A 20,808-nucleotide genomic window follows, 5' to 3' on the forward strand; every position below is an offset into this window, starting at 1 on the left:
TGAATGTGTTTTTGCCTTAAGTTCAATGAGTTGTTTTGGAGGTTTTACGAACGCACAGCCAGAAAATGCCTGCCTAGTTGGAATATAAGGATGTGCAATTCTGAGTAAAGTGATCGCAAATACTGTCCACCAAAGTTTAAGTTAGTTACTTCTGAATTCTCTAATCTTCAAGAAACCGCCCCAAGCTGCTGATATTTATCCATCGTAGCTTCAGGCGGTTTCTACTTTGAATTAGCTAAACAAGTTCAGAATTATTAATGACTAATTAAGGTAATTACAGTCACTTCTGGCGGACAAAATAAACGTCCTGGTTTATAAGTTCCTAAACCACGATTGACATATAGTTGATTTTCTTTTATCTTATGAAACCCTTGCGCCCATTCCCAATATCGCACTACTTTAGAACAGTCTCCCAGGAAAAATATTACCCAACGCCGTAATTTTTTGGGAATTTGTTTGAGTAGCTTTTTATAATAAAATACTACAGGCCCGATGCCCGGAAAAACGATGTGACCGCCGTGGGTATGACCAGATAGTTGCAAATCTACGCGCCATTGTTGCAATATCTTGGCTGTATCTGGGTTATGGGATAAAACGATACGGGGTGTAACGGAGTCTAGTTGATTCATGACTGGTGCAGGGTGGAATTCCCGTGACCAATAATCAGCTAATCCTACCAATGGTAATTCTTTTCCTAGTGGATAGGCGATTTCATTCCAAAGCACATGTACCCCTATACTAGTTAACGCCTGTGTGACTTCTGCTTTGGAGTGGCTGTAATAGATATCGTGATTACCAAGTACGGCGTAGATACCACAGCGACTTTGCAAATGTTTGAGTCGAAGCACTAGTTGGTGAATCGGCATCGGATCGTCAGTTACGTAGTCACCAGTTAATAGAATTAGATCTGGTTCAGCTTCGTTAGTAAATGCGATCGCTTTTTCTAACATATCTTCCGATAGCCGCAAACCATCGTAGTGAAAATCTGACAACTGCACTAACGTTATACCTTGTAAAGATGCAGGAAGTTCCGCAATCTTAACCGTGATTTTATCTACTCTTAAATGTCCTGTAAACAACCAATGCATAAGACAACCGATACCCCTCATACCAGCGCTTACAGCTTACCAAAAATCAAAATGTAACTTGAGAAACTGCAATAATTTATGTCTTATACTCCAGATACAATTAACTAATTGATTTATTTGAAATCACTGAATTTAGTTCTGGGTTTTTCCTGATGCACTTCTCTACGAGACGCTCTTGCTAGCTTGCTTCCACCTTCGCGGAGCGTCTCCTAGAGAAGTGGTACGGCAAAGCTACTTCGACTACGCTACGAGACGCTCTTGCGTTTGCTCAATACAAGTCAGTGGCCACCTCCTGCCTTCTCATTCACCTTGTAGGGTGATTATAGTAACTTCTGGGCGGCAAAATAAGCGTCCTGGGAGGTAAGTTCCCAAACCACGATTGACATATAACTGATTTTTTCCTAACCGATGGAAACCCTGTGCCCATTCCCAATGGCTAACTACAGAAACATTTACTTCTAAAAATGGGACTAGACGCCGCACTTTTCTGGGTATTTTTTTTACAACCTTTTCGTAAAATAAGGTCGCAGGGCCAATTCCGGGAATCACGATTTGACCACCGTGAGTATGACCAGATAATTGTAAATCAACTCGCCATGCTTGCAGTATCTCCGCAGTATCTGGGTTGTGGGATAAAACGATGCAGGGTGTGTCGGGGTTTAGTTGATTCATGACTAGTGCAGGGTGGAATTCCCGTGACCAACTATCCGCCAGTCCCACAAGTGGCAATTCTTTTCCAAGTGGATAGGCAATTTCGTTCCAAAGGACGTGAATTCCAATGCTAGTAAGAGCATCTGTAACTTCTGCTTTTGCCTGTCTATGATATATATCATGATTGCCAAGAATAGCATAGATACCACTGCGACTTTGCAGATGTTTGAGTCGAAGTACCAGTTGATGAATCGGCGTCGGCTCCTCAGTTACGTAGTCACCAGTTAATAGAATTAAATCTGGTTTAGCTTCGTTAGTAGCTGCGATCGCTTTTTCTAACATGTCTTCCGACAGCCGCAAACCATCGTAGTGAAAATCTGACAACTGCACCAGCTTCTTACCTTGTAACGATGCAGGCAACCCTGCAATCTTAACCGTCAATTTCTCTGTACTCAACGGCCCAGATAACAACCAATGCATAAGACGTTCAATAAAGCTCAATCATAGCGCTTACAGCTTAACTAAACATTATCGGATTGTGGGTAGTAACCAATGCAACTTCTTGAAAATTTCATGAAAGCTTTAGATTTTAGCGTATTTATACTTATTTAAATGATTTATCACTTTGCTATTAATTTATGTCAGAGTATAGTGTATTTCTCTTAAGAGGGGAAATATAGATTCGACCCTGTGATTATGAACAGGAGTGATTGATATTACGTATCTAAATAAACTCTACGGTCAGGGTTTGTTCGCAGAGTTTTTTCACATTTCCCCAGCTACTTTTTTTGAGTTATAAGAGGGAAAAGTTTACAGATACTCATCACATGTAGACTTGACAAAAAGCCAACTGATGTAGCAATATTCATTTAAATCCCTTTCGTCCCACATCTCGAAGTGGGTAGGAGGCAATGCATGATTGGCAGTATTTCTTTAACCATGATCGCAGCAATCTAAATCAAGGCACTTACCGCATCTTTGAGCCAGAGTGGAAAGCAAAGATTCTCCACTGGTTCAGCCAAAAGGATGTGGATAAGGAGCAGAAAGAAGATTTTATCCAAGCTTTAATAGATTTTGATGACAGCTGCGGCGATTTTTATCGGTATCGCGCCTATTTTTTGGCGGCTGAGGCTTTATCCCAGTTCCCAGAATGTAGTTTGGGGGATGTGATCACTTCTCAAGTGCTGAAATGGAGTTATGCTTATTTTCGGCAAGATAAGCGAGATTGGCAGATACTACCAAAACCATTGGTGAAGACAGCCAGAAAAACTTTGGAATTAACTGATAGAAAACGGGTTATCGCCGCTTTTGTTCATTTGGTTCATACTACTGAAAGTCTTTTAATTCTCCGAGTTGCAGCCGAGAAGTTAGGAAAACTTGATCCGGGTAATAAAAGTGCGATCACAGCCTTGGCATTAATGTCAATTACTGAGCTTATAAATCGCCCGGCTACATATCTGCTGGAAATTGAGCCAGGAAATAAAGCTGCGATCGCTACTTTATCCAAAACACTTGAAACCTCTCAGTCCGATTTTGAACGTTTGCAAGCAGCTAAAAGTCTTTTACAAGTAGACTCTAGTAATCAAATTGCGATTAATGTCCTATTCAAGCTAGTTAAAAATCTAGGTCAATCCCCAAAACATCCAGATGATGCCCAGTATATCGCAGACGGAGCAGCTAGAATTCTATCGCAAATAGACCCCAGTAATCAACTTGTAATTAATGCTCTAGTTGAGCTGATTAGGACTGCTCAGGATCATTCTTACCTTAACTTAGCAGTGAAAGACTTAGGGCATTTTGGTGCTGGTAATGAAGCTGCAATTGCAACTTTAATCGAGTTAATCGCCTCCACTAAAGATGATTACCTATTATGCGATGCAGTTGCGAGTTTAGGAAAAATTGATCCAGGTAATGAAATAGCTATACCAGCTCTATTAGAGAGGATTCAAACGTCTCAGGATGAATGTTTCCTTCGTGGGGCTGCTTTCTATCTTGGAGAATTAGATCCTGGTAACAAAATGGCACTTAGCACGTTATCTCAGATACTTGAAACCACTCAAGATGAATTGGAACGTTTGGATACAGCCGAAAAACTAGTAAAAATTGATCCTGGTAATCCAAAGGTGATCGCTACTTTATGCCAAATACGCGAAAGCAATCCGTATCAACATGAATTAATCTTAATGGATGCAGTTCAAAATTTAGAACAACTCGATCTAGAAAACAAATTGGTGAAACAGAAGCTCAACGAAATTATCCCTACTCTGATCCGATTTTTTCAAATCTTTCAACAAGATGATGACAATAAAAACTGCTGTAACAACGCCACTATTCGGCTACCCTATGAATCCTGTCTCTTGGATATAGCTGATAGTTTAACAAAAATCCTTCAAAGCGAACATTTACCACAAGTAGTCATAACTCTAAAAGACTATCTAAGTAAACAGTTTTACAGAAACAATTCATATCGCTACGAAGCTGTGTTTAACATTATCTGGCATTCTGCCAAAAATCTGACTTACCCAGATTTCTACAAAGCAATGAACTAAACTAATAAGCGCAGAGTTTTTTCTCTTCCTTTGCGTTCCTCTGCGCTTACCTTAGCGTTCCTCTGCGTTAAAAAACAATCTCTTCACTCATCCTCTCTTCCAGCACATCTAATAACCCATCCACGTCCTTACCAGCTTGCTCAAAACAAATCGGTGGCGCTGGTTCCGGTGCAAACTGAATTAACTTAATTTCCCCCTTCCCAATCCCAATCATCACAACTTCCACATCCGGCTGATGATTCTCAACAATCCCCAAAATTTCCTGAAGCCGATTCTCAACCTTAATATTTAAATTCTCTATCTGCTCTTTCGGACAATAAACAAAATGCGGCGTTGGTTGCAAATCAATACCAACAGTACCCTGACTGTCACCATTTGCTAACCATAATCCCCAAAAAAGCGCCGCCAATTCTTGCTGATTTGCTTTCACAAACTTATCCAACTGGCGACGCCACTTGTTATCACCTGATTCTGGTTGACTATTACCAAAAAACATAAATAATTCGTAATGAAGACACAAAACTTTAGGCGAAAGTTATCTCAAACCTGACTGTACACGCCAGAGACTAGAATAAATCCCATCTTTCTCCAGCAATTGCTCATGGGTTCCCGACTCTACTAATTTCCCATGTTCCATGACATAAATGCAATCGGCATTGCGGATAGTTGAAAGACGATGAGCGATCGCAATTGTAGTTCTATCGACTGTAATCCGTTCGAGCGATCGCTGGATTGCCGCTTCTGTCTCATTATCCACTGCTGAGGTGGCTTCATCTAAAATCAGAATGGGGGGATTCTTCAAGACTGCGCGGGCGATCGCAATCCGTTGTCTTTGTCCACCAGATAACTTTTGTCCTCTTTCTCCCACAATTGTCTCATAACCTTGGGGCAAGTTAATAATAAATTCGTGCGCCTCGGCTATCTTCGCTGCCGTGATAATTTCTTGCTCTGTAGTCTTAAAGCTGCCATAAGCAATATTCTCTGCTATAGTGCCATGAAATAGAAAGACATCTTGACTCACCAAACCAATACAGCGGCGTAAATCTTGTAAATTCAAACTTTGCAAGTCAATGCCATCGAGAGTAATACTTCCAGTTTGCACTTCATACAACCGCAACAAAAGTTTGACTAAAGTGCTTTTACCAGAACCCGTTGAACCTACAATTGCAATGGTTTTCCCCGCCGGAATATCCAAAGACAGATTTTTAATAACTGGAAATCTATCTTTATAGGCAAAATAAACATTTTTAAATTGCACTTCCCCGCGCACTTTATCCACAGGTAACGATACATCACCTGTATGAATAGCGATGGGAGTATCCAACAAATTCATGACTCGATTAGTAGAAGCCATTGCCCTTTGATATTGGTCAAAAGTTTCGCCTAATCTTGTTAAAGGCCACAGCAAGCGCTGGATTAAAAATACTAATACGCTGTAAGTACCTACAGACATTCTTCCAGAAACTGCTGCCATCCCGCCATACAACAGTAATGCCGTGAACCCCACCAAAATCAGCATCCGAATTAACGGTACAAAAGCAGCAGAAAGAATAATTGCCTTGCTATTACTGCGGCGATAAGCGTCACTATCTAATTCCAAACGAGAGGCTTCATAAGTTTCGGCGGTGAAACTTTTAATAGTAGTAATTCCGCTGATATTGTTTGACAAACGCGAATTTAGGAAACTCACCTTTTCCCGGACATCAGCGTAGCGAGGTGCAAGTAGTCGTTGGTAGGCAAAGGAACCCCAAAGGATAAATGGCATTGGTGACAAAGCCATCCACGCCACATCAGGAGCCAAAATGAAAAAAGCAGCGCCAATAATTATAACAGTTGCGGAAACTTGGATAATATCATTTGCTCCCCCATCCAAAAACCGCTCTAATTGGTTAATATCATCACTGAGGATAGACATTAAGCCGCCAGTGCTGCGTTCTTCAAAATAAGCCAATTCCAACTCTTGCAAATGTTTGTATGCATCCAAACGCAAGTCATGCTGAATATTCTGAGCCAAATTCCGCCAAAGTCGAGCGTAGGCGTACTCAAAAACAGATTCTAGTATCCAAATGATCACAGTGAGGAAGGAAATAATCAAAAATTGTCCAAAGACATCGCGTACCCCTAACTGTGCAATTATAGAATCCTGCTGCTTGACTACCACATCCACCGCGACGCCAATTAAGCCGGGTGGTGCCAAGTCGAAAAATTTATTAAGGATAGAATAAGTAGTCGCCAGCCAAATTTGTTTACGATACTGGTGTCCATACTCAAGCAAACGCTGGAGAGGATACTTTGAATGTTTACGCCTTCTTGATACCCGATGAGATTTTAATACAGTAGCCACGGCTTTTTGCGGTTTCGTGCAACTGATATTAACACAGAACAAAGTCCTGAGTGCTGAGTCGGAAGATTAAAGACTTAATTCAGACAGATTGATGAGATACTTAAACTAGTATTTTATGAAGGAATAGAATTGCTCGAAATCAACAAAGCTTTCCCATCTCCACTGGAAGTAAAATTAAAATAGTGGTAAGTAAAGCCTGAAAACAAGATTCAATTAATAATTCTAAGCTCCCGATAAAATTAGTCAGACAAGGTAAGATTGTATCCGCCAAGTAATTAAATAAACTAAGATTACCTTGTAAGATATATTAAATATGATTTTATCTTCCCATATGTTGGGGAAAATGCGCTGGATGAGATGGAATATCAACTGCTTTGCAGAGTTTAATATATCGAGAATTAGTTTCACTATTAGGAATTTGCAACAAATTAGAAGGAATTGCTCCACTATTATCAGTGGATCTACTGTAATCGGTTCGAGCGATCGCCAGATTGCCGCTTCTGTTTAATTATCCACCGTCAAGATAGCTTCATTTAAAACCAAAATGGGCGTTCAAGACTGCGTAGGCGTAGCCCGCCGCAGGCATCGCCCGCTATAAGTTAATAACAATATAATTTTATAATTTTGACTTTTTTCAGAGATGTCTATAATAAAGGAGCTTTTCCCTTCAGGCTCTTTGAGGTTCCGGGTATTATGCTTAATTGCCCGGATATCATATGACATCTGACATCTATCTGTCTATCAACAAATTGTCTATAAGAGTTGAAATGGAATATGGCAATATCTGATATCCTCCAAAAACCACAGCGTCTGGGTAGCTTATTTAGTGGACTGCGTGGCGATTTGACGGGAGGACTGACAGCAGCAGTGGTAGCCTTGCCTTTAGCTTTAGCCTTTGCAGTGGCAAGTGGAGTAGAACCAAAAGCTGGACTTTACACGGCTATTGTGGCGGGAATTGTAGCGGCAATTTTTGGTGGTTCCTCAGTCCAGATTACAGGGCCAACAGGTGCAATGGCTGTGATTTTGGTGGGAATTGTCGCCAAGTACGGCATTGAGAAAGTTTGGATTGCTGGGGTGATGGCTGGAATTATCCAGATTGCCTTGGGGGTTGCCAAACTGGGACAGCTAGTGAAGTTTATTCCCTATCCAGTGACAGCAGGCTTTACCAATGGTACTGCCGTGATTATATTTTGTGGTCAATTAAATAATTTTTTTGGTTTACAACTACCGCGTAGTGAACATTTTCTGCCAGGAGTTTGGCAAAGTCTAAGTCATGTAGAAGCTTTAAACTGGGCTGCTGTTGGGTTGGCAATGGTAGTGATTGCAACCACGGTTTTGTGGCCCAGGATCAATACGACGATACCAGGTTTTTTAATGGGGTTGGTGTTGGCAACAGCGATCGCTGCTTATTTCCATCTGGATGTACCCACAATTGGCAGCATTCCGCAATCTTTACCGATGCCCCACGGTATCCCCCACTGGAATAATTTTAGGTTGATTCGGGAACTGATTAATCCCGCTTTGGCTTTAGCAGCACTGGGAAGTATTGAATCGTTGCTGTCGGCGGTGGTGGCTGATGGGATGACGGTGAGCGAAAAACACAATAGCGATCGCGAATTAATTGGTCAAGGGTTGGCAAATATTATTGTGCCATTTTTTGGTGGCATCCCCGCAACAGGTGCGATCGCTCGGACTGTTATCAATGTCCGTTCTGGCGCTAAAACCCGACTATCTGGGGTAATTCACGGCGTTGCCTTAGCCATTTTTATTTTAACTTTAGCACCCCTAGCAGCACAGATTCCTTTAGCAGCACTTGCTGGCATTCTGATGGTGGTTAGTGTGCGGATGATTGAATGGAAAGCCATTGGTTTATTAATGCATGCTACCTACTCCGACTTTGCTGTGATGATTCTCACCTGGCTAGTGACAATCTTGTTTGACTTAGTTCTGGCTGTAGAAGTGGGATTGATTGCAGCCGCAGTCTTATTCATCAAACGGATGAGTGAATTGAGCCTAGTCAAAATACCTGAAACCGAAGTATTTCCCCCTGGTACTCCTCTGGAATTAGGTAAGGAAATTGCCGTTTATCGGGTAGATGGTCCTCTATTTTTTGCTGCTGCTGAACGGTTTGTTACCTTCGTCCGCCATCAACCGGAAGTGAAGTATTTAATTCTAAGGTTGCGGTTTGTGCCAAATATGGACACAACTGGGTTAGTAGCCTTAAAGGATATTTACTACGACTTGGAACGGCACAATTGCTGCTTAATTCTTACAGGTTTACAACTCGAAGTCAAACAACTACTAGAACGTTCAGGATTGTTAAAAACAATTGGGTTATCAAATTGTTTTGAAACAACGACAGATGCGATTTGCTTTATCTCTCCTCAGATTGAAGGATGTTCTCAACCGATAGCTGCTGATTTGAAAACCAAAGAATTAATGGAATTAAATGAATGACAATATTTTGCCATCAAAAGAGCAAAATAGATACCTGTAATCATAACTAAAACCTAATACTTATTATCGTTTTTAGATTAGGGTGTGTGATTAGCATTACCCAATCATAACCGTTAGGCTCACACATTGTGCTGTTGGGAGTATTGATAATAATGTACTCAGGTACTACAACATCCATACTTGCCTAAAGGTTGATGTTTATTCTATATTTTATGAAATTATGAAAAAAATATGAGAAGATTGAACGGCAAAGTAAATGACTCCCCCAGAAAATAAACCTAGCTTACCAGAGGTTCACCGCACTATTAGAGTCCCTAACAGCAGCGGCTTTTGGCGCAAGATGTTTGCTTATGCAGGACCAGGGTATTTGGTTTCAGTCGGATACATAGACCCTGGAAATTGGGCAACAGACATCGCTGGGGGGTCAAAGTTTGGGTACACTCTGTTAACAGTGATCCTGCTATCGAACCTGATGGCGATATTACTTCAATCACTATGCGTACGTTTGGGAGTTGCTACAGGGCGAGATTTGGCGCAGGCTTGTCGGGACTATTTCAGCCGAAGGGTAAGCTTTTGTTTGTGGGTACTGTGTGAGATTGCGATCGCCGCTTGTGACTTAGCAGAACTACTAGGAAGTGCGATCGCACTGCAACTTTTATTCGGTATTCCCTTGATATGGGGTGTGTGCATCACTGCGCTGGATGTTCTGGTATTGCTATTTCTGCAACATAAAGGTTTTCGCTATACAGAAGCCCTGGTAATAATGCTGGTAGCAACAGTAGGTATCTGTTTTACAGCAGAAATTCTGTTTTCCCGCCCTGATCTTGGGGGGATTTTGTTGGGATATCTGCCCAAGAGAGAGATTTTACAGAATCCAGAAATGCTCTACATCGCTATCAGCATTTTAGGGGCAACAGTCATGCCTCACAATTTATATTTACACTCCTCAATTGTGCAAACTCGTGATTGGCAACATAATACTGAAAAAAGATGGGAAGCAATTAAGTTTGGCACAATTGATTCAACTTTTGCTTTGTCATTAGCACTGTTTATCAACTCAGCGATTTTAATTGTGTCTGCTGCAACATTTCATTTTTCTGGTAATCGGAATGTGGCAGAAATTCAAGATGCTTATAAGTTACTTTCCCCAGTATTAGGAGTTAGTGCTGCTAGTGCTATTTTTGGTATCGCTTTACTTGCTTCTGGGCAAAGTTCAACGCTAACTGCAACTTTAGCAGGACAAATTGTAATGGAAGGTTTTTTGCAATTTCGCTTTCCATCTTGGTTACGCCGTTTAATAACCCGTCTGCTTGCCATCATTCCAGCGTTAATAACAATCATTCTTTTTGGTGAAAAGAGTACAAGTAGGCTCATAGTTCTCAGTCAAGTTATTCTCAGCTTACAGTTACCATTTGCAGTGATTCCATTGGTGATATTTACAAGTAATCGCCGCTTGATGGGTGAGTTTGTGAATCCCTTGTGGTTAAAATCTTTAGCCTGGTTAGTTGCTATTGTTATCGTAGGTTTAAATGTTTGGTTGCTATTACAAAGTATTTTGGGATGACTGTTATAAGTTCCCAGTTAAGATGAATTTTTAGCGATCGCACTTATAGAATTGGGCTGGTCACGCATTGCAATCGCGCTACTCAAATGCTACTCATTATAAATGACCTATTGTCCACAACATTTTTATCCTAAGGCATTATGCTTCTTTGAAAATGATACAGTTTTTAATTACCGTATTTAGGCATGCCGAGGTGATACGTTATCGCCTAAGTTCGTAATTCCTCTGGCTTAATCTCCCAATCCTGTTTCTTAATTCTCTCAGTTGCAAGCCGTGCCAGCTTTTCTGCTACTTTCCTAAAAACATTTCTGTTCGTGTAATCAGGAGATGGCTCAATTTGTGCGTGAGATGGATTGTCATCAGTTGCCCTTGGGCAAACATCAATCTTGTAATCAAAAACAGGTTTTCCTTTTTGATCATTTTGAGAAACATTTATCATCCGAACTTCGCCAGTAATTAGACTCACGACACCATCATCTTGGTTTTTCTGTGTACATTGCGGGTCATAACCACAAAGCTTTGCTCTATCAACAGAAGGAGCTTGATTTCTATCTGTAAATGCTTGCGAGGTAAGTTCTAATCCAAACTCTCCAATGCGGTAATATTTGTCTAATCCACGGAAAATGCACCGATACAATAGCTCATCATCTGTAACCACATCGCTCACTGCAAACCTCTATGAAACTAGCCATTTCCAGAGAGCCGTAAGTTCAGCAGGTGATGAAGACGTGCCGTCTTCCATTTCATTGTCAATGTCAGTCCCCCAAACTTTGATGTATTCTGCGGTATTTCCCAGAATATAAACAGTTAACTTTTTGGTTTCGTGCCACCACTCAAAAACTATTTCTGAGTCAAAGCTTAGATTTACCAATGGTTCACCCCACCACATTTGGTTAGCAGCAACAACCGTGCGTAGTTGCTTCAACCATTCTATGGCGTATTTATAAGTTTCATTGTCGGCTCCTAGTTCAGCAATTCTTTTGTGAGTTTTGTGGGCTGGTGAATAGCTCCAGCTTGAAAGTTCCAGGACTGCATAATTATCAGATTGCTCAGAGATAGCTTTGACCCTTTGAACTGAAGAAGCTATCTTAGACCGATATTTCCAACTCCCCACAGTTGATGTTCTATCTGTCGCAAGAATAACAGAATTGGAGTTTTGCCCAACCGATGCACTTTGTAAGCCTTCTGCTGATTGAGAAAGCGGAAGTAGGGTTAATTTGCTGCGTATCTGAGATAACGCTGTTATCTCTGAATCGTGACGTTCGTCCTTTAGGTAATAGGAGGCTTTATTTGACATCGAATAACTCCCTTGTGCGATCAGTAATCAAACTCTCAAAGACTTGTCCTTCTCTGCTCTTTAATTCATGTAAATTAAAAAGCACTTCTTTAAGGGATAGAGACTTTTCTATCCAGGTTTGAGAAACTTCCAAATCAAGTATAAATACAACTTCTCCAGATGGCGCTCCGGCATCCGACAACGTTATCGCTAGCCTAATTGGAATATCTTCATAAATTGATTCAGTTCGCGTCACAAATCCTGATATTTTGCTTGGAACACCATCGGGCAGCTGAGGATATACAGTGAAATATTCACTAAGCTCAACTGCCTCATCAACTGAAATAGCTATTTGATTTATGTAGCGAATAGCAATACGGGTTACACCAACAGGTTTAGCAACTTCTAAATAAAATTGGAATGCCTGATCAATTCTGTGACTAAATTCATCCCACCCTTCATAAGGGCGAAGACTATGAATGCTCAGTGTATCGGGTCCCACACCTACTAATTTGGTCGCATCGGCGGAAGGGAACAGCAGCTTAGTCACGCCTTGTGTTACCGTAAGCTCAGGATTTGCAGGTATCTGCCCAGATTTAAATTCCGTTGCTATTAAGTTTTGATGCTGTGGCTCACCTGTGTATAAATCTCTTATTTTTTCATAGAACAAGCCTGGCACTGTAAGATTCCATGCTTGTCCAGGAGCAAAGCGAAACTCACAGACCGCCTCTACTATTGGTGGATTACGATACTGACGGCGTGTCATAAATTACCCAACTGCGGCATAACCTCAGATTTTTAGTAAGCTACAAATTTAAAACGAAAAAAACGATTCCTGTTTATTAATCTTAAGATATCTAAGTCTGTCCTTATAAAAAGTTTTTCACGCTCCTCAATCCCCAATGCCCAATTGTTAGAGTAAAGGAACAGATTGAACAGATTCCTTGGCAATCCAACGTTGTGTTGCAAGTTATGAAGGGGTAAAGCCATGAACCATATCAAGCGAACAATAGCCCTCTTGGGAATAACAAGTGTACTGAGTGTAATGCCTGCTGTTTATGCACAAGAAGCACAAATACCTCTGAAGGGGGCAAACTTTCAAGATTACTATAACCAAGGGGTGCAAAAGCTTGAGCAAGGCAACTTCAAAGGAGCGATCACAGATTTTGACTTTGTAGTGCGGCTGAATCCACGATTTTATGAGGGTTTTTGCCTTCGAGGTTTGGCTAAATCTCAATTAAAAGACTTCAGTGCAGCAATTACTGACTTTAACCTAGCGCTGCGTTTAAATCCCAACCATACAGATGCTTATAATGGTCGGGGAATCTCTTATGTAGAAATAGGAGATTTTCAGAAAGCCATTGCCGACTTTAATCAGACAGTGAAAATTGATCCAACTTCACAAGATGGTTATTACAATCTAGGACTAGCTCATTTTAGACAGGGAAATCATCAACAAGCAATCGCAAACTTTAACCAAGCACTAAAAATCAATCCCAACCTAGCTGATGCCTACGGCAATCGAGGACTAGCAAAATATGCTTTAGGAGATAGTAAGAGTGCTGTCACAGACCTTCAGTCAGCTGCAAGATTATTTCTTAAAAAAGGTGATACCCAAGCTTATCAACAAACACAAGCCCTGATTCAGCAAGTTCAGCGTTAGTAATTTGTTCAGGGTAATATAGAAGCGTTAAGAAACCTGCTTTCCTTGCAAATAAGGTTCAGAGAAATTTAAATGCTCAGAGTGATTTAGATTTAACTGAGTAACAAGATTATTTTTTTAGTTTATACCAAATAATATTCGCGTCAAAATCAAAAAATGGGATCGCAAATATTCGACCTCTACAATTGCCAAAACAACAGTTGCGATCGCTGACTGTAATATTAGGCTAAATGACTTTAAGATCAACAAAATAACCCATTATGAGCATTATCGTCTTCGGCAGCCTAAATATAGACTTGGTAGCAACAGCACCCCGGTTGCCAGTCGCAGGAGAAACGTTGCTGGGAGAAAACTTTTTTCAAGTTTCGGGAGGTAAAGGAGCTAATCAAGCCGTAGCATTAGCAAGATTGGGAATTCCTACCCAAATGGTGGGGCGTGTAGGTGCAGACAATTTTGGTGTGGAACTTGTCAACAATTTGCAAGCATCTGGTGTGCAGATTGACAATATTTTCGTGGATGAGACTGTTAGTTCTGGAGTTGCTATCATCGCCGTAAATCATGCTGGTGAAAATCAAATTATTGTAATTCCTGGTGCAAATGGGTGTGTCAATCAAGAAGATGTAGAACGATTGTCCCATTTATTACCAGAAGCTACAGCACTGCTTTTACAATTAGAAATTTCGATTACTGCCGTGATTGCAGCCGCTAAAGCCGCAAGAAAAACTAAAATAACCGTAATTCTCGACCCTGCACCCGCACAATCTGATTTCCCCGATGAACTTTACCCGTTAGTGGACATTATCACACCGAATGAAGTTGAAGCAGCGCAGTTAGTGGGTTTTCCTGTGGATGGAGAAGAACTTGCAGCCAAAGCAGCTGGAGTTTTATTACAACGGGGTGTCAAATGTGCGATCGTTAAACTAGGTGCTAAAGGTGTTTTTTGTGCCACTGCTGAGGAAAAGTTTTTTGTACCCGCGTTTCCAGTTCATGCGATTGACACAGTAGCTGCTGGCGATGCTTTTAATGGCGGCTTAACGGCAGCACTTTTTGCAGGACTTTCTTTACATCAGGCAGTTATTTGGGGTGCAGCAGCAGGTGCTTTGGCGACAACAAAACCAGGCGCCCAAACTTCGCTACCGGATAGGTTTACATTTGATGCGTTTCTTAGGGAAAGGGCATCTGTGAGAAGTTAGAATAAAGCGCCTTTTGTCAATCAATTAAAATAGTCAAAATATTCTTAATAATAAGGTGTAGCAATCAATGGTAATAAAAAGCCCTCAAGGCAAGATGAGGGCTTGGCACTTTTTTGCTAGATATCGGCTCAATCCCTTCTACCCACGAGCAAGCGTAATCTGAGCAGCGTCAAAGTCTTGTAGCCGAGTCATGTTTCCACTGTTCTTATCTACGCTATACACAACATTAGGTGTCTCATACCTCAGCGCTCCAAAAGCGATGAGTTGACCTGTTGCAGAGCAAACTAAGCTTTGTAAGCCATTATTCCATGCTTTACCATTAAGTTTCAATTGTGCCAGTCTGATCGGATTTTTTTGATTTGAATCTAGCTGCACCAGAGTTGTTTCACCACCTGGTCCAACTAAGGACGTATAGAGTTTTCCATCTGGGGATTCAGCTAGATTGCTGACTCGCTCATCGTTCGGCAATTTTACTTTACTAATAACACTGATCTCTCCTGTTTCAAGGTCAATATCTACCAATTTGATCGGCGGTGTACCGTTCTTCTTATTTACTAGACCGATGAGTCGCCCATCATTAGTGCCAACCAAGCTCCCAAGCTGTTGAGTCTGTTTAAGTCCTGAGACTGTCAAAGTTTTTACAGGCGTACTCAAAAATGTAATGCGAGTCGGTGTCTTCTCTCTTCTACTAGCGCTAACAGGAGTAACGGCTACAACAAGTGTGCCATCGCTTAAAGAAGTGAAACCACTCAATGTCTCGTTAGCCTCTACTAAAGGTTTAACGCTATCGCTTGTGCCATTGCTTGAAGGAGTGATGCCACTTAATATCCCGTTAGTCAAATCTGTAATGCGATCGGTAAGTGTGCCATCGCTTAAAGAAGTCAAGACATTCAATGCATCATTAGACTTTACTAAAGCTGTACCGTGCTGGGCAAGTATCTGAGAGATTAGTGGACTTACAATCTGAACCTTTCCTGTATTTAAGGATTGCAAACCAAAGGATTGCAAAACTAGTCCTAGCCCTACAGGCTTAACATCTGTGACTACATTGTTTGAGGCAGTGCTGTCTAATTCAGTGGTGTTTACCTCTGGAATAGCCGTTTGGTCACTGCTGATGATCGAGCCAGAACCTATACCTATAATTTTAAAACTTGGTGTTTGCGCCAAGGCTTTGTTAGTTAGATAACTAAGTCCAGATACTATAGTTCCAGCAAGTGCCAACTGACCAAACTTTCGACGTGATAGCTTGTAATTCATATTTCTACTCCTAGAATTAATGACTTTTATTGCGTAAAATGCAATGTATTGAACATTAACGTGTAAGAGGATATTTTAAAAGTCCTAAAATCTATAATTTTGCTGTTCTCACTTGAGTTAACTTCGATGATAAATCAAGGTTTTAGCCATGTATTGAGATACCTTGCTGTGCTAACTAGGAGAGCAAAAGACCCTTTTAAAATATCCTCTAAGGCTAAAATAATCGCGTCCAGGTTGCTACTGATGGTGTTCCATTATTGTCACTAATAAAAAGCATGTACCAGCCTGGTGGCGCTATGTTTCGATTGTTTGTTACCGTGACCTTGAGAGAAGTAGCGTTCCGAGAATTAATCGGTAGATCCACTAACCTTTGTTCTGTATCGCAGGAATGAGTGGTTGCCATTGGTCTAATCAGACTAACCCATTTAATATTCCCAGCTTGGGGTGTCTGAATCGTAAATTGCAACCCGTAACTCAATGTTTGAGGAGCGCTCTGAATGATTGGTCGTGACCGCGACATATACGCAGGACTGTAAATTTCTAATCGCAGTTCATTGACAGTCCGCGCGGGGTTACCTCCAGCTGTTGCTACCCTACCATCTGGCAGGAGCAAGGCCACTGAGTGATATACGCGGGGGACATTTTGTTTAGCTACTACTGTCCAGGTATTTGTGGCTGGATTGTAGATTTCTGCTGGCAGCATTGATTGTTTTGTGTCCTCACTCATTTTGCTACCATTGCAAACAAACACTGTGCGATCGGGCAACAAAACTGCGCTCAGATGCATCCGAGGATAGTTTAGAGACTTTGCTGCTACGTAAGTTGGGTTAGTAGCTTTTAAATCTACAATATTTACCCTGTTTGTTGCTGTAGTATTATCACCCCCACCGATAATCATGACTTTTTGGTCTTGTGCTGGTGGTAAAAGCACACTGGTAGCTTGATTGCAGGAACCTGAGTTTTGCAGTCCTGTTACCACTTTTTCTGTCATGGTTTGTGTAAATGTTCCTGGTACGGTTAGTATCCTTGGCGCTACTCCATTGTTGCCGCCCATCTGAGCACCTGAATAAAAGATGTTTCCATTACTTAGTAAAAATAAGTTCGCGTATTCTGGGATAGAACTAGTTGCTGGAAAAGCGTTCCAACCATTTGGAAATGTAACAGAATAAATTTCTGGTTGTCTGTTGAGCTTGCCATCTTTATCCGGTCCAGACAGTGCAAAGATCCGACCGCTGCCTAGTGTTAACACAGTAGGATACCAGCGGCCATTATTCATTGATGGCTTCTTGACCCATTTTTCGGTAATGGGATCAAACATCAGAGCAGAGGGTGAACCACAAAATGGGTCATAGCGCAGAGTTCCACCCGCAACCATTAACAGACCCTCAGAACGGAAGGAGTGACCAGCGCAAAAAAGGTCAATAGGTTGATTATTATCATCCAATGGAGGCGCTTGACGGGAAAAGGTTCCTTTAGTCACATCCCAAACCACACTGTCATAAGGAGTATTTAACCGAGCCGGATCATTACCTGAACCGCAGAAAAAGAATATTTTACCAGTACGAAGTAGAGCAGCATGCATAGGTAGGATTGGAGCGCTGTACGACAATACTTGCCATTTATCTGTGGTAGTAGCCTGAGCTATGAAAGTTCCTACATCCGTTTTCTCTTGAAGGTCAGTCTTATTATTAGGTTGAGTCACTTAATTTACAATTGTTCCTACGTAAGTTTTATGTTTTTGTTTTTTCAGTAATTTCACTATTATATCTATCCTTTTTTGGGCTTATTTAGGCTTATTTAGTGTTAAGATGTGATGTTTTTTATAACAAGATAATGTTAAATCCGTTTAATTAATAGTAATTACACTGACAATTATCCATGCTGTAAAGTATCTAATTAAGCCTTGTACTGGGTTTTTGAGGTAAGGCTGAAGATGCTTTTAAATACGATGCATAAACGCCAAACAGCTTGCCATTGGACATCGCTAGCTTAAAAATTGTGTTTCCGACCTCGAATTATGACTAAGTTTTAAATACTATTACTTATTGATAATCTTAAATTTTTTATTAAGTCTAATTTTATACTTAGAATATATTTAATATAATTAAGAGGCTCACAACATCCGCATTAAGACCTTTGCTAAATTAATTGGTAATTTACTACAGCAGATACACGAATTAAACTGGGGAAAGTAGGTTTTTTAGGAAGCAATGCTTAGACTTAGTTTTAGATGTGGCGATCGCTTTCGGCTGCGATCGCTCCTTTGAGACGATTAGCTGAGAAATTTTTTGCAATCAGTATAATACAAAGTATAGGGAAAGCGTAGTAAAGTAAAGTAGTAAAACTTAGAGTGGGTTGTAAGCATGGAAACCTACTTAGGAGAAACAGTGGTAACGTCAATCGCTCCCAAAGCAAGATTGTTGCCATGAGCAACTCAACTACCAATGGATAACGAGAAAAATCTCTCAAAGAAAAAGGGCAAGACACTCCCTCCCAAGCTGATCATCTGGCTAGGAAAGTTTGTTTGGACGAGTATGTGGCAGATCATGATGTCAAAGCTTGCTCCTAGCAATCAGTCGGGAGCGTATATTCGTCCTCATAGCCAGTTTCGGAAGTTCATCGGTAAAGAAGAGGGAAATCCACACCCACCAGCAGAGGGACGCTACAAACTCTATGTTGGGCTGGGCTGTCCTTGGGCGCACCGAACCTTGGTAGTGCGATCGCTCAAAAAACTCGAAGCGGTAATATCAATATGTATTGTCTCTCCTTCTCCCATTGAAGGCGGTTGGATATTCAACGAGGAAGAAGAAGGTTGTCGCACACTGGCTGAATTTTATCAGTTGGCAGAACCTGGTTACAGTGGACGCTCTACAGTTCCAATTTTATGGGATAACCAAACAAAAACTATCGTCAATAATGAGAGTTCAGAGATTATCATCATGCTGAACTCTCAGTTTAACGAGTTTGCCAATAATCCCCCACTCGATCTCTACCCAGAAGCACTCAAAGAAAAGATTGACTGGTGGAATGAAAAGATTTATCACGCGGTAAATAACGGTGTGTATCGCTGCGGTTTTGCCCAAACCCAGGAAGCATACAATCAAGCCTGTAATGAACTGTTCGCAACTCTCGATGAGATTGACATAGCATTGCAGAATAATCGATATCTGTGTGGGGATAATCTCACACTTGCAGATGTCCGTTTATTCACGACGTTATTTCGGTTTGATAGTGCCTACTATGGGTTGTTTAAGTGCAATAGGCAGCGAATTCGAGATTATCAGAACCTTGGAGCTTACTTACGTGATCTATATCAGCTTCCAGGTGTAGCTGACACCTGCGATGTAGAGAGTGTGAAGCGGGACTACTACGGGAACCTATTCCCACTCAATCCAGGCGGGATCATTCCTGATGGGCCTGATATGTCTTATCTTGATCAACCACATGGTCGCGATCGCATTGGCAAATTCAGTAGGGCTGAGGGCTGAGTAAGTAGTACTTAAGAATCTTCCCACTTAGCACTGTTTCGGTGAATGCCTCATAAGGCAGATTGAAAACTGATACCTCAATGGCTGCATTCCAAAGTTGGTGTAATCGTGAACCAGATTAATCGAGTTGCAATTGTCGGTGGAACTCATGGCAATGAGTTTACGGGGGCCTACTTAATCCAAAAATTTGCCCAGTTTCCCGACTTGATTACTAGACCAAGTTTTGAGACAGTTGCCCTGTTAGCAAATCCTAACGCTTTTGCGGTGGGGAGGCGATATATAGAGAAGGATTTAAATCGCTGTTTTCTCAAGCAAGATTTACAAGATCCGAATCTGAGCAGTTATGAAGAATTGCAAGCTAAATTAATCCAAAATAGGCTAGCATCAACTGTAGATAAAGCAGATTTCATTTTAGACTTGCACAGCACTACAGCTAATATGGGTCTGACAATTATTTTGGTAAACAGTCATCCCTTAAACTTGAAATTGGCTGCTTATTTAAGCCAGATTAATCCTTTGGTTAGGGTTTATCGCTGCTCTTTCAAATCAGTTGAAGAAAACCCATTTGTAAATTCCCTGTGTGAATTAGGCTTTGCGATCGAGGTTGGTCCCATTGCCCAAGGTATCTTAAAAGCGACGCTGTTCCAACAAACACAGGAACTTGTTTATGCAATTCTCGACTATCTAGAAAGGTTTAATCAGGGTGAAATTCCATCAACTAAGGAAACGTTGATTCTCTATGACCATTTATCAGTTGTGGACTATCCAAAAAAACAGGATGGGACAATCTTTGGGATGATTCATCCAGAACTTCAGGACAAGGATTATCAAGCCTTGAATCCAAGAGATCCAATATTTATAACCTTTGAGGATAAAACAATTGTTTATGAAGGGACATCTACCGTTTGGCCGATTTTTATTAATGAGGCAGCTTACTACGAAAAGGGAGTTGCAATGTGTTTGACTCAGAGGCAGCAAATCAATATTTGAGGATGTTGAGAAAATTTTTTGTATAATCGCTTTTTATTGAAAGTGATGATATAAATTAAACATCAGAATCTAGAAAATATGCTGATCCTAATTTATAAATCCTGTAGCTGGTGCGCCGCCCAATAGCCTGTCATAGACATCGCTAAAGAATGTGGATTAAACAAAATCCAAAATTTGTGTTTAGTAGGGTGCCTTAGTCTAATACATAACGCACCATCTCAATACTTTCGGTGTCGGACTCCCCGTAATAACACACCCTACTAAAGTTGCTGAAGATTAAATCCGTGT

17 protein-coding genes are annotated in these 20,808 nt (G+C 41.0%); 7 read left to right on the forward strand and 10 right to left on the reverse strand.

What is annotated here, in order from left to right; all coding sequences use genetic code 11:
- Positions 1 to 254 precede the first annotated feature (254 nt).
- Together V7K40_RS09665 and V7K40_RS09670 are read right to left on the reverse strand one after the other, a co-directional pair.
- Positions 255 to 1,088, reverse strand: coding sequence for a metallophosphoesterase (locus V7K40_RS09665; RefSeq protein WP_334958906.1), 834 nt, complete (start codon positions 1,086 to 1,088; stop codon positions 255 to 257).
- Between the two features lie 300 nt (positions 1,089 to 1,388).
- Positions 1,389 to 2,219 (reverse strand): metallophosphoesterase, encoded by an 831-nt coding sequence (locus tag V7K40_RS09670; protein ID WP_334958908.1) that lies wholly within the window; start codon positions 2,217 to 2,219, stop codon positions 1,389 to 1,391.
- 431 nt (positions 2,220 to 2,650) lie between these two features.
- Between V7K40_RS09670 and V7K40_RS09675 the strand changes: the two genes are divergently transcribed.
- Entirely contained in the window at positions 2,651 to 4,288 is a 1,638-nt protein-coding gene (locus V7K40_RS09675) for a HEAT repeat domain-containing protein (RefSeq protein ID WP_334958910.1), read from the forward strand.
- Positions 4,289 to 4,355: 67 nt separating this feature from the next.
- On the opposite strand, the gene V7K40_RS09680 is transcribed toward V7K40_RS09675, so the two are convergent.
- Together V7K40_RS09680 and V7K40_RS09685 are read right to left on the reverse strand one after the other, a co-directional pair.
- Positions 4,356 to 4,784 carry a hypothetical protein gene (locus V7K40_RS09680; RefSeq protein WP_334958911.1) on the reverse strand — a complete coding sequence of 143 codons (429 nt, stop codon included), beginning with the start codon at positions 4,782 to 4,784 and terminating at the stop codon, positions 4,356 to 4,358.
- Positions 4,785 to 4,823: 39 nt separating this feature from the next.
- On the reverse strand, positions 4,824 to 6,632 hold the full coding sequence (locus tag V7K40_RS09685; protein WP_334958913.1) for an ABC transporter ATP-binding protein: 1,809 nt from the start codon (positions 6,630 to 6,632) through the stop codon (positions 4,824 to 4,826).
- A gap of 774 nt (positions 6,633 to 7,406) precedes the next feature.
- Between V7K40_RS09685 and V7K40_RS09690 the strand changes: the two genes are divergently transcribed.
- Together V7K40_RS09690 and V7K40_RS09695 are read left to right on the forward strand one after the other, a co-directional pair.
- Positions 7,407 to 9,089, forward strand: coding sequence for a SulP family inorganic anion transporter (locus V7K40_RS09690; RefSeq protein ID WP_334958915.1), 1,683 nt, complete (start codon positions 7,407 to 7,409; stop codon positions 9,087 to 9,089).
- 256 nt (positions 9,090 to 9,345) lie between these two features.
- Positions 9,346 to 10,653, forward strand: a complete 1,308-nt coding sequence (locus tag V7K40_RS09695) for an Nramp family divalent metal transporter (RefSeq protein ID WP_334958917.1) — start codon at positions 9,346 to 9,348, stop codon at positions 10,651 to 10,653.
- A 208-nt stretch (positions 10,654 to 10,861) separates the two neighbouring features.
- Here V7K40_RS09695 and V7K40_RS09700 read toward each other — a convergent pair whose 3' ends face one another.
- The 3 genes from V7K40_RS09700 to V7K40_RS09710 are packed head-to-tail and all read right to left on the reverse strand — an operon-like array spanning position 10,862 to position 12,695.
- On the reverse strand, positions 10,862 to 11,320 hold the full coding sequence (locus V7K40_RS09700; RefSeq protein WP_334958919.1) for a hypothetical protein: 459 nt from the start codon (positions 11,318 to 11,320) through the stop codon (positions 10,862 to 10,864).
- Positions 11,321 to 11,329: 9 nt separating this feature from the next.
- The gene (locus V7K40_RS09705) at positions 11,330 to 11,950 is read right to left on the reverse strand and encodes a hypothetical protein (protein WP_334958921.1); all 621 of its coding nucleotides are present in this window, start codon (positions 11,948 to 11,950) and stop codon (positions 11,330 to 11,332) included.
- Positions 11,940 to 12,695: a TIGR04255 family protein gene (locus V7K40_RS09710; RefSeq protein WP_334958923.1), complete on the reverse strand. Its 756-nt coding sequence runs from the start codon at positions 12,693 to 12,695 to the stop codon at positions 11,940 to 11,942. The genes V7K40_RS09705 and V7K40_RS09710 overlap by 11 nt, the downstream gene beginning before the upstream one ends.
- Before the next feature lie 222 nt (positions 12,696 to 12,917).
- Here V7K40_RS09710 and V7K40_RS09715 point away from each other — a divergent pair, with 222 nt between their 5' ends.
- Positions 12,918 to 13,592: a tetratricopeptide repeat protein gene (locus V7K40_RS09715; RefSeq protein WP_334958925.1), complete on the forward strand. Its 675-nt coding sequence runs from the start codon at positions 12,918 to 12,920 to the stop codon at positions 13,590 to 13,592.
- Between the two features lie 260 nt (positions 13,593 to 13,852).
- On the forward strand, positions 13,853 to 14,785 hold the full coding sequence (rbsK, locus tag V7K40_RS09720; protein ID WP_334958927.1) for a ribokinase: 933 nt from the start codon (positions 13,853 to 13,855) through the stop codon (positions 14,783 to 14,785).
- 138 nt (positions 14,786 to 14,923) lie between these two features.
- Here rbsK and V7K40_RS09725 read toward each other — a convergent pair whose 3' ends face one another.
- From V7K40_RS09725 to V7K40_RS09735, 3 genes are all read right to left on the reverse strand, one after another.
- Positions 14,924 to 16,042 (reverse strand): hypothetical protein, encoded by a 1,119-nt coding sequence (locus tag V7K40_RS09725; protein WP_334958929.1) that lies wholly within the window; start codon positions 16,040 to 16,042, stop codon positions 14,924 to 14,926.
- A 214-nt stretch (positions 16,043 to 16,256) separates the two neighbouring features.
- A complete protein-coding gene (locus tag V7K40_RS09730; protein ID WP_334958931.1) occupies positions 16,257 to 17,744 on the reverse strand; it encodes a galactose oxidase-like domain-containing protein in 1,488 nt (495 codons plus the stop codon).
- 524 nt (positions 17,745 to 18,268) lie between these two features.
- The gene (locus tag V7K40_RS09735; protein ID WP_334958933.1) at positions 18,269 to 18,469 is read right to left on the reverse strand and encodes a hypothetical protein; all 201 of its coding nucleotides are present in this window, start codon (positions 18,467 to 18,469) and stop codon (positions 18,269 to 18,271) included.
- A gap of 17 nt (positions 18,470 to 18,486) precedes the next feature.
- Between V7K40_RS09735 and V7K40_RS09740 the strand changes: the two genes are divergently transcribed.
- Both V7K40_RS09740 and V7K40_RS09745 read left to right on the forward strand, forming a co-directional pair.
- Complete coding sequence (locus V7K40_RS09740; RefSeq protein ID WP_334958935.1) at positions 18,487 to 19,530, forward strand: glutathione S-transferase family protein; 1,044 nt, start codon at positions 18,487 to 18,489, stop codon at positions 19,528 to 19,530.
- 108 nt (positions 19,531 to 19,638) lie between these two features.
- On the forward strand, positions 19,639 to 20,520 hold the full coding sequence (locus tag V7K40_RS09745) for an aspartoacylase (RefSeq protein ID WP_334958937.1): 882 nt from the start codon (positions 19,639 to 19,641) through the stop codon (positions 20,518 to 20,520).
- Positions 20,521 to 20,808 lie beyond the last annotated feature (288 nt).

The organism is Nostoc sp., assembly GCF_036917195.1.
In the GTDB taxonomy this organism is placed as follows: Bacteria; Cyanobacteriota; Cyanobacteriia; order Cyanobacteriales; family Nostocaceae; genus Nostoc.